Origin of the sequence: Shewanella sp. S23-S33, assembly GCF_043359565.1 — a bacterium.
GTDB lineage: Bacteria > Pseudomonadota > Gammaproteobacteria > Enterobacterales > Shewanellaceae > Shewanella > Shewanella oncorhynchi.
The window spans coordinates 313173-323377 of record NZ_JBHFFD010000069.1 but is presented as its reverse complement, the minus strand read 5'-3'; the positions used below and the strand labels follow the sequence as shown (position 1 = coordinate 323377).

Here is a 10205-nt window from a genome sequence, read left to right as displayed (position 1 = left end):
GTTAACGTGTAAACGTTAAGCTAAAGGAGCGGTAGTTCAGTTGGTTAGAATACCGGCCTGTCACGCCGGGGGTCGCGGGTTCGAGTCCCGTCCGCTCCGCCAACATTAAGAGATAAGCCTCATCGAAAGATGAGGCTTTTTTCGTTATGGCGTCGCGGATAATTCGTCCCAGTGACGCACATGCTTCGGGCTCGAAGCATGTGGTTATAGTCATACTCGGCCATCATGTAGATGAGATCCTTATCAGAATACGACATTTTTGTTTTAAAGCTAAACCAATTCTATTAATTAGCAAAATTTATCCATTCCCGAAAGCCCAACTGAGTCATCCTCTGTAGCTCCTCAATGCATTCAGGCTATCGAGCATTACATAACAATATCGCCATACCTATTGAAACAACGATTTGCCAATGTGTGCTGCCTCGGCCATGACTACGTCTGCTTTATCGGATTCAATTTGATTCAAACGGTTGCTGTCTAATGGCACTAGGACGTGTTTCTGTAGTAGCCCAAAGATGCTACTTCATTTTCAAAACGATTGAGGGGAAAAGATAGATAAGCGCACAGATGCCGCAAGGTGCGCTTATGAAGGAGGACTACTGGTTGTGCTCAGAATGTTTGCGATGGAGAACTTCAAGTAGTTCATCTTCGAGTTCGAAGCGTGTTTCCATGTTATGGGCGAGCTCAGATAGGTCTTTATCGAGTTGATATAATACGAAATCGTCTTGTGTTTCCGCATATTTATCGTTGAAATCTAATGCTGCATTCGTGGTTGGCGTGATTTTGGGCAATACTTGTTGCGCGAGCGTTTTGCTTGATTCGCCATATTCACTGCAGGCATTGACGACTTTATCATAGACCTCGAAATGTCCTTCGGAGACATAGTCAACTAATAAGTCACAGAAAGATTTAACATGTTCGAACGAGGGAAGCGATTTTTCTGATTTACCGTAAGGAGGAAGCCCAGCAATTTGGCAGTAATGCACTAACAGTTTTCGACGGTTTTTTAGCCATTGATCTATAAGCTTGTTTGAACCGCCCCACTTCTGTTCTGCTTTTTCGAGTTCTCTCAGCATGATGCATTCCATTTAAGTGCCAGCACATAACTCTAATGTAGGGACAAGTTGCTAATCGATCAACTCTTTTCATGCGAATTTGCGAGAATGACGAAATGGACAAACCAGCTGTTTCGTATCGAAAAATGCAAATAAAAAGCCCAACGATAGAAACCTATCGTTGGGCGAGTAAAGTTTATAGCAGGCTCGATGCGACGAGCTTCTTGATTGTTCTTGCTAGCGCAGACTTTTTATACCAAAGGCGGGGAACCGGCGCAACTTTTTTCTGTCTGAGTGTGACTTCGTTACGAATAAATGAGCAGTATGTTAGCTGGCTAACATTTTCCGGTTTATGCGGTCAAGTCGACGCCAATGATGGGGAATAGCTCACATAAATTTGCACATAAAGGTTACATTATTCGCGTAAATGCTAAACTACCGACCCAGCGGATCTCAATAAGACTAGGAACCAAGCCCAATGGCAGAATTAAAGAATGATCGTTATTTACGCGCCCTACTAAAAGAGCCTGTCGATGTGACCCCTGTGTGGATGATGCGTCAAGCTGGCCGTTATCTTCCTGAATATAAAGCTACTCGCGCTCAAGCGGGTGACTTCATGTCTTTGTGTAAAAATCATGAGCTTGCCTGTGAAGTCACGCTGCAACCTTTACGTCGTTATGATCTTGATGCGGCGATTTTGTTTTCCGATATCCTAACCGTGCCCGATGCTATGGGTTTAGGTTTGTATTTTGAGGCGGGTGAAGGCCCACGTTTCGAACGCCCAACAGACACTATCGATGCGATCAAAAAGCTCTCAATTCCAGATCCAGAAGATGAGCTGGGTTATGTGATGAAAGCCGTTAGCACTATTCGCCGTGAACTGAATGGCGCAGTGCCGTTAATTGGTTTTTCTGGTTCACCTTGGACCTTAGCGACATACATGGTTGAAGGTGGTTCGAGCAAAACCTTCGAAAAAATTAAGAAGATGGCTTACGCTGAGCCAATGGCATTACACATGCTGTTAGATAAATTAGCCGATTCAGTGATCTTATACCTGAATGCTCAAGTTGCTAACGGTGCGCAATCTTTGATGATTTTTGACTCATGGGGCGGCGCGTTATCGCACTCTGCTTACCGTGAGTTCTCTTTGCGTTATATGCAGAAGATTATTGATGGTCTGACACGCTTTGCCGATGGCCGTAAAGTGCCAGTGACGCTGTTTACTAAAGGCGGTGGTTTGTGGTTAGAAGCGATGGCAGAAACTGGCTGTGATGCACTAGGTTTGGATTGGACGGTAGACATTGCCGATGCCCGTCGTCGTGTAGGCCATAAAGTGGCATTGCAAGGCAACATGGACCCATCCATGTTGTATGCGCCAATTCCACGTATCGAAGAGGAAGTTGGTCATATTTTAGCGGGTTATGGTGAAGGTACTGGCCATGTATTTAACCTAGGCCATGGTATTCATCAGCATGTCGATCCAGAACATGCTGGCGCCTTTATCAAGGCGGTTCATGCGCAATCAAAGCAATACCATAAATAATTTTTGGTTTGCGAAACAGGCCCGCTTGCGGGCCTGTTTTATATCCGACATTTGAATTTGATAGCATTGGAGCTTCTCGCAAAGGTATCTTTATGGACTAGCGTATGCGGTGGTTTCTATCGTCTGCGAGCTTAATGGGTCTTACTTTTAAATAACGACTTAAATACCCTATATTCACATACTGATTATGTGTGAATTATCTTGATAAAAAGTAAAATTCAGAATCGTTTAATTTATAGATTTTATTTTTAAATCAAAGGTATAGAATTGATTTAATTGCATGAAAATGTCTACTTTAGCAACGACTAAAGCGAAGTGATGTTTAATACTATTCGCAAATAAGATATGTTGCATGGCGCAGTGAAGGATTATGCAAGGCCGTCAATCAATTTAGTCATAACAAGCCGTGGTAAGAGATGCACATTGGCAAGAAAATAATGGTATTTATTGCGGGCTTTTGTCTCCCTGCGGTGGTAATTGTCTCCTATTGTCTTGGTTATTGGTACGACCATCGCGTCGAGCTATTACGTCAAGATAGTGCTAACCGTGAGCTTGCCAATATCCAGCAGCAGTTTCAAATTGATGTCGATCGCTTAACCTTTCTCACTAATATCTATGCCTTACCTTTGTCTCAATTAGATGAATATCAACTTAAAAAGCTTGAATCCTCGTGGCGCGATAGCTCAATGTCAGCCAATCTGAGTTGGTATATTCTACGGCAGGGTGAATTGCACCCTTTTTTTCCCAATGAACGTCCCTTTGAGAATGATAAGTTACGAGATATCGCCAGTGCTATTGTCAGTGCCGACAAGCCCAGTGTTGCTGGCGCTTATTTGATGGGCAAGTATGCTTATGTCGTTACTTCCGTGGCTTCTGCGCCCAATGAATCTGTGCTGCTGGTACGCCAACTGACTGATAAAGACTTACTGGAATATGCTCAGGCCTTATTGGTGACTAAGGTGAGCATGAGCCATTCTCGCGAAGTTACGCCAACAGTTGATGGTGTGCACAGTGACGCGATTAACATTCCAAGTCTGTTAAAAGATAAGCCTGTCTACCTGCAAGTACTGTTTTCCGATGGTCCCTTTAGAGAGGTTAAATTTCAACTTGATTGGGTATCGCTCGGATTTATTCTCTTTGGTGTGTTTATTGTCGGTCTTGGTTATATTTGGCTGCGTTCGGGCTTACTCAAACCCTTTAAAAATCTGATGCATCAATTGGCGCTGGTCGATCCTATGTCCAGTGTCTATCAACCCGTTACAAGCGAGGGTAATGAAGAATTAGAAGTGCTCGCCAGCCGTGTTAATAGCTTGCTGGCAAGAATTTATCAGCAAAAAGAACGCGCGAAAATCACCTTAGAATCCATTGCTGAAGCGGTGATTTTGACCGATGTCGATGCCAACGTGATTTATATGAATCCGCGGGCCGAGTTGCTTCTCGATGTTGCTAGTTGCTATGCCATAGGTCAGAGCCTTGCGAGTCTGTTAAAGGCTGGGGAGCAGTTGAATCAGGCGGTTTTTACCTGCATTCGTCTCGAAGAATCAGCGCCGCAGGTCGAGAAAATCAAGCTATTAACTGCTTCGCCTCGGATTATGGATCGCAGTATCAGCAATCTGCGCAATCACGATAAAGAAATTGTTGGAACTGTCGTGGTATTGCGGGATATCACTCAAGAAGAGTTGCTTAAACACCAGCTACAAAAAAGGGCAAATTTCGATAGCATTACAGGGCTGCTAAACCGTCAGGCATTTGATGAGCAGTTACCCCAATTTGCCGCTTCAGCCAAAACTATCGCCGTTTGTTACCTCGATTTGGAGCAATTCAAGTTGATTAACGACAGCTGTGGCCATACTGCAGGAGATCGTATGCTTGCTATGGTGGCTAAGGCCATGCAGGCTTGTCTTGGGCCACAGGAGCTATTGGCGCGCCTTGGTGGCGATGAGTTTGGTTTAGTGATTTGTAATCGTAGTGCCTTATCTGTGGCGCAATTACTGAAGCAAATGATCGCGCAAGTCTCCATGCAAGTGTTGAACGATAAAAACTGTAATTATAAAGTTGGCCTCAGCATAGGTGTTGCCTTTGGCCGAGCCCCCTATATTGATGCACAAGAGTTATTAAAAGACGCTGATATCGCCTGCATTGCCGCTAAAGCTAAGGGGGCTAATCAAATTCATTTTTACGATGATAAAGATAAAGAGCTCACCTACCAAAGAAATGCGCCTAAATGGGCGGTACGTATTGCGCAAGCGATTGAAGAAAACGAGTTGATCCTGTATTACCAACCGATCCGCGGACTAGGCAGTGGTCCGCAGCGACAACGAATGGAAATTCTGTTACGAATTCAAGAGCCCTGTGGCCGCATTTTGGCGCCAGCGCAGTTTATAGCCGCCGCTGAACGTTTTAAGTTGATGCCAGATATCGATAAAGAAGTCATCCGCAAAGCTTTTTTATGGTTGTCTTTGAACCCCGTGCTTTGGCCTGATCATTGTATTTCGATCAACCTTTCGGGCAATAGTTTAGGTGCCGAAGGTATGGTGGAATATATCGCCCAGCAGCAACACATTTTTGATATTCCAAGCCAATGTATTTGTTTTGAAATTACTGAAACCACCGCGATCCAAAATCGCAATCGTGGTATGGAAATGTTGAAGCAGTTACGTAAACTCGGTTTCTCATTTGCACTGGATGATTTTGGCAGTGGTTTTGCCTCTTATGGCTATCTGCGTGAGCTGCCCGTGGATTATGTCAAAATCGACGGCTGTTTTATTAAGAATCTCGCCGTGAATGCTAAAGACTACGCCATCGTTAAATCGATTCAGGATGTTTGTCGGGTTATGGGAATCGAGACTGTTGCTGAATTTGTTGAGAATCAGGATATTATTGACAGGTTGTTGAGCATAGGCATTAATTATGCGCAAGGTTATGCGATAGGGCGCCCGCAACCCTTAGCTAATTATCGTGAGCAATATGAGATGAGGCTTGCACAACGCGCGTGAAGGATTGCGCTTTTAGCGTGATTATGCCAATTTAGCAAAAGGCGTAATTAACATAGCGATAACAAAGGAATGACTATGGATGGACTCACTGGCAAGGTCGTGATCATCACGGGTGCCTCAGAAGGTATTGGTCGGGCGCTCGCAGTGGCAATGGCGCGAATGGGCTGCCAACTGGTGCTCAGTGCGCGTAATGAAACACGTCTCGCCTCACTCGCTTTAGAAATCGCTAATTATGGTCCGCCTCCTTTTGTATTTGCCGCCGATGTCTCCAGCCCAGAACAGTGTGAAGCCTTAGTTGAAGCTGCAGTTGCGCATTATGGCCATCTCGATATTTTGATTAACAATGCTGGCATGACTATGTGGTCACGTTTTGATGAACTGACTCAGCTCTCGGTGCTTGAAGACATAATGCGGGTGAATTATCTTGGTCCTGCGTATTTAACCCATGCCGCGTTACCGCACTTGAAAGCCAGTAAAGGCCAAGTGGTGGTTGTGGCGTCAGTCGCTGGATTAACGGGCGTTCCTACTCGCAGCGGTTATGCCGCTTCTAAACATGCTGTGATTGGTTTTTTCGATTCTTTGCGGATTGAATTAGTGGATGATAATGTGGCCGTAACTGTTATTTGCCCCGATTTTGTAGTGTCACAAATTCACAAACGCGCCCTTGATGGTGCAGGTAATCCTTTAGGCAAGTCACCGATGCAAGAAGCTAAGATACTGACTGCTGAGCAATGCGCTAATATGATGTTGCCAGTGATTGCAACTCGAGGCCGTCAACTGATTACTTCACTTCGCGGTCGTTTGGGGCGTTGGCTTAAGCTGATCGCACCAGGCTTAATCGACAAAATTGCCCGCAGGGCGATCGCCTCCGGGCACTAAAGTCTTTGCCACTACAAGCTATTTGCCACTCTTATTGAGATGCTTAATGATGGATTGTTCAGCTTCACTTTGAGTCGCTTTGTCCCCATCGATATCGATAGTCACAGTCGCGTTATGGCCCGTCATATCCTCTGCAATATGAAACCAATCTGGATGCCAGTAAAAGCTGGCTCCTTCTAGGGTTTGCCAGTTATGCACGCCTGATTTTTCACCTTGATAAATAAGATCTTTTATCGAATAACCCATATATTTACCCCATTAATTTCATGATTGTTAAAAATATAAGAAGCTAGATGGTGCACGTCATCTGAACCTAGGTATGTGCTTTACATCACATTTTCAGGCAAACATAAACCCCGCCAGAGCGAGGTTTATGATCTTAGCGAGATTAAGGTTTAGCACACTTATGGTTTGGTGCACTGGGTTGGCGAACCCACGCCTTTCCACTGTGTAGTGCCATCAGTGAGTGACAGGGGCACAAAGGTCAAACCTTGGCTCATATTGGCGGGTGGCAAGTCGGTTTCTAACTCATACATGCCCATGGAGATAGCCCCTGATGTGGCATTGGCGGCTGTTTGCGCGGCAGCAAGGCTTGAGTAGTGTAGGCCTAACATATCGAAATGGCTGCGCCAATCTTTGCCTGTGAGTTTACTCAAAGACACCAGCATAAAGTCGTTGCCCGGAATATCTTTCACCGTTTTGCCACCGTAGACACTATTGCCTTCAAACGAAAATTGGCCAAAGCCCAGTTTGCTACGATTCGCTTCCCAATCACTGGCGTTATTCGCATATTTACCGAAAATACGACTGTGTTGATACAGCAAGGTAAAGAGATTAAAGCCATTGTTCAGAGTGGTGCCGTCACTGAGCGTCATGCCGTGAGCCTTAAGCGCCATTTGGATGTAAAACGCCATGCGATAACCGTTATGCACTGCATAAGCATTGCTGGCCCAAGGCGCAGTGTATCTGTCTTCACCAGCATCGAGCACCTTACAATTGGCGCCAAACACTAGGCGTTTACCATTGGTGTCTGTTGTACCTGCGGCATCGGACATAAACACATAAAAGAGATCCTTGTGGTTCATGTGACCATCGGTCACTGTGCCTGTATTGCCTTCGCGCAGATAATGGGTTTTCCACTTCACCACATAGGGGAAGATATTGTTGGAGTTTTCCCCTGCGCGGCTGCCATAACCTGCCCAGTTTTCATTATCACTTGCCGCAGCATATTGCACATTGAGACGGTTAGTTTGCAGATTGTGGCCTAACTCATGGTTATCACCCCAACCCGTTGGGTCGATATTCCATGCTGCGTCCCAAGGATTACCGCTACAACCTCCACCGCACTGGGCATTTTGGTCATAATTCGCGTGTTGAATGATAGTGCGGGTATGCAGACTATTATCGATACAGTCGTCGCCAAACAGTCCTTTGCAAGCCGCTAGCACATCGGCGGGTAAGGATTCACTTAAGCTCTTGCCTTGGATCTTAAGTCCCGCAAGGGTGTAAACGCTGTTGATATGGTCATCGACAATACTTTTGAGTAGCGCGTTTACATCGGGCACATCCCCGCCTATGGCGTTTAAAAAGCGGTCGCGACGCAGATGCTGCTCGGCACCATCGGTACGCAAGTCCACATGGGGTAATTCGGTATTTTGGATGCGATCGTTAAAGGCTGCTATTTCTGCAGGGTTTGAAAAATCCATAATGGTCGGATGTTTAGCCACATGCTCAGCGCTGACTTCGACACTTAACGCGCCGCTATCAGCACTCGAAGTATCACCACTGATATACAGATAAATCGGCCCACCGTAGGGGGAAGAAAATTCGAGACTTTGTCCTTGAGCTAAGCGCAGGCGTTGCTGCGCCAACTCCAATGGACCGCGGTAGATTTTCTGCTCATAGGCACGGTTAGTATTACGTCTGTGGTAGTTGAGTTTGATCTCCACATTTGTAGCGCTGCTATCGAGACGAGTGAGTCTGATGGTTTGTCCTGGCAGCGCATACCAGCCCGTGGTCGTCCATTGGCCTGCATAGGGCACGCTAATGGTTTTATGTTCTGTGACAGTCGCAGGATAAGCGTAGTGCGCATTGCTGCCCTTGCTGAGGTTGGCTCTGTCGGTAACATATTCACCTAAATCTGGCTGGGCTAAGTTATGGGTACGGGCATAGCTGACGGTCCAATCGGCAAACAGGGCCTGCTGCCACTGGGCGTATTCGCTGTAGGCTATGGGGTAGTCAATCTCGCTGCGATACTTATCGGCGAGCAGCAGTCCGGCCTTCATCAAGGGGAAGTCTGCTTTGGTAAACACATCGATAGCATGGTTATCTAAGGTTTCAGCATTGGCTCGATACCAATCGGCACCCGTTTTGAATGAGTCAACAAAGGCGGCAGCATTACAGCTCAAGTAATTACCGCCGCAGTCGTTGAGTACTGAGGTGTCGAAGCGGCCTTCGTTAAGCTTACCGAGCAAATTATTCACTTTGGCCAGGGCGGTGTCTTCGACCAAAATGTCGGTCACACTGAGGTTATTGGTATTGAGTTTTGACCAGTAATTGCCAGAGGTAGAAAGCCCCATCTCAAGGTAAAGTGGCGACAGTATTGGGCTTTCATTACGCCAGTAGTTAGAGAGCAACAAGGGAATTCCTGCCGCTTTGGCGTTAGCGATCGCGGCTTTTATGCCTGCAAAACCGAGTGACTGACGGTCTATGTCACTAATGATAATCAGATCCGGTTTCAGTGTGTTGATACAGTTGCTTAACTCGCTGTAGTCACAGGTATTTGCTGTATTAATGCTATGGGCTGCGGGGTAGTTGTTTGTGAGCCAAGTGCGGATCCCTTCATTATGGGGAAAGTACCAACTGTCAGCCTTGCTCGGCATTTGGGCGGTCACTATGCTGAGGCCGTCGGTTTTATCGGCGCCTTTGGTCAGCCAGCCTAAAAGGTTTTTCAATAAAGTATCGGTTTGCGCCGAAGTGTTGACAGAAAATAGATTTCCTCCCATGGCCGCATATCTTTGCCCCTGTTGCTCGCCCGCCATCACTAACCCACGAACGGCGCTTGCCCCACTGCCATCGACATTTGATGGTAAGACAGTAAAAGTGTTCTCTGGCATAAAGCTCGAAAAGGTAATTGAGTCATGGGTTGGATGCCAAGAGATGCTGCTACCGACACCTTGATATAGCTGATTTATCTGGGCTTTACGTTTGATGTCGATATTAGCGAGTTCGGCGATGCTGAAATCAATTAACTCACTCGCGCTGGCAAGCCTGTGATCTTGGTGCTTAATGGCATTTTCGGCATTACTGATAAATGTCGGCGTGATAGTGCAATCGGCCGTCATGGCCGCAGTGGTGTAAGTCAGCACATTGAGCGTGCCACCACAGCCAGTAATGTCCTCAAGCGTAAAGCCGATATCGGCAGTAATGCTAAAAATAGCGCTTTTGCCAGACTCCACTTTTTGGCTGCTTGGACTCAGTGCTCCACCTATTACCGATAGGCTGCTGGCGGTGTATTGCACCAGCGCGGGAGGTTGGACTGGCGGCTGAGTGGGTGGTGTTGTCGTGCCAGCATCTTCTGAGCCGCCACCGCATCCGCTAAGCAGTATGGCAATGGAGGCATAAAGTAGTCTAATACTCATGGGGAGTCCTTGATCTTGGTGTATTTAACATTTGGTTGACATTGTATCTTGTTGCTCCTATTTTCAATAGAATTAATTACATAATTTTATT

6 protein-coding genes and 1 tRNA gene are annotated in these 10205 nt (G+C 46.2%); 4 read left to right on the top strand and 3 right to left on the bottom strand.

Annotated elements, in window-relative coordinates:
* Nucleotides 1-25: 25 nt before the first annotated feature.
* Nucleotides 26-102 (top strand) — tRNA-Asp (locus ACHA99_RS20390).
* A gap of 494 nt (nucleotides 103-596) precedes the next feature.
* On the opposite strand, the gene rsd is transcribed toward ACHA99_RS20390, so the two are convergent.
* The gene (gene rsd, locus ACHA99_RS20385) at nucleotides 597-1076 is read right to left on the bottom strand and encodes a sigma D regulator (protein ID WP_105250394.1); all 480 of its coding nucleotides are present in this window, start codon (nucleotides 1074-1076) and stop codon (nucleotides 597-599) included.
* 457 nt (nucleotides 1077-1533) lie between these two features.
* Between rsd and hemE the strand changes: the two genes are divergently transcribed.
* The 3 genes from hemE (at nucleotide 1534) to ACHA99_RS20370 (ending at nucleotide 6473) form a co-directional block, all read left to right on the top strand.
* Nucleotides 1534-2598: a uroporphyrinogen decarboxylase gene (hemE, locus tag ACHA99_RS20380; RefSeq protein WP_006079904.1), complete on the top strand. Its 1065-nt coding sequence runs from the start codon at nucleotides 1534-1536 to the stop codon at nucleotides 2596-2598.
* A gap of 416 nt (nucleotides 2599-3014) precedes the next feature.
* A complete protein-coding gene (locus ACHA99_RS20375) occupies nucleotides 3015-5594 on the top strand; it encodes a putative bifunctional diguanylate cyclase/phosphodiesterase (protein ID WP_393944658.1) in 2580 nt (859 codons plus the stop codon).
* A gap of 75 nt (nucleotides 5595-5669) precedes the next feature.
* On the top strand, nucleotides 5670-6473 hold the full coding sequence (locus ACHA99_RS20370) for an SDR family oxidoreductase (RefSeq protein WP_113941707.1): 804 nt from the start codon (nucleotides 5670-5672) through the stop codon (nucleotides 6471-6473).
* Between the two features lie 18 nt (nucleotides 6474-6491).
* On the opposite strand, the gene ACHA99_RS20365 is transcribed toward ACHA99_RS20370, so the two are convergent.
* Together ACHA99_RS20365 and ACHA99_RS20360 are read right to left on the bottom strand one after the other, a co-directional pair.
* Nucleotides 6492-6719, bottom strand: a complete 228-nt coding sequence (locus ACHA99_RS20365) for a hypothetical protein (protein ID WP_105250390.1) — start codon at nucleotides 6717-6719, stop codon at nucleotides 6492-6494.
* 158 nt (nucleotides 6720-6877) lie between these two features.
* Complete coding sequence (locus ACHA99_RS20360; protein WP_393944655.1) at nucleotides 6878-10114, bottom strand: ImpA family metalloprotease; 3237 nt, start codon at nucleotides 10112-10114, stop codon at nucleotides 6878-6880.
* Nucleotides 10115-10205 lie beyond the last annotated feature (91 nt).

Excerpts from the sequence above, each read along its gene's own strand:
- rsd (WP_105250394.1), bottom strand. The coding sequence starts at position 1,076 with ATGCTGAGAGAACTCGAAAAAGCAGAACAGAAGTGGGGCGGTTCAAAC.
- hemE (WP_006079904.1), top strand. The coding sequence starts at position 1,534 with ATGGCAGAATTAAAGAATGATCGTTATTTACGCGCCCTACTAAAAGAG.
- ACHA99_RS20375 (WP_393944658.1), top strand. The coding sequence starts at position 3,015 with ATGCACATTGGCAAGAAAATAATGGTATTTATTGCGGGCTTTTGTCTC.
- ACHA99_RS20370 (WP_113941707.1), top strand. The coding sequence starts at position 5,670 with ATGGATGGACTCACTGGCAAGGTCGTGATCATCACGGGTGCCTCAGAA.
- ACHA99_RS20365 (WP_105250390.1), bottom strand. The coding sequence starts at position 6,719 with ATGGGTTATTCGATAAAAGATCTTATTTATCAAGGTGAAAAATCAGGC.
- ACHA99_RS20360 (WP_393944655.1), bottom strand. The coding sequence starts at position 10,114 with ATGAGTATTAGACTACTTTATGCCTCCATTGCCATACTGCTTAGCGGA.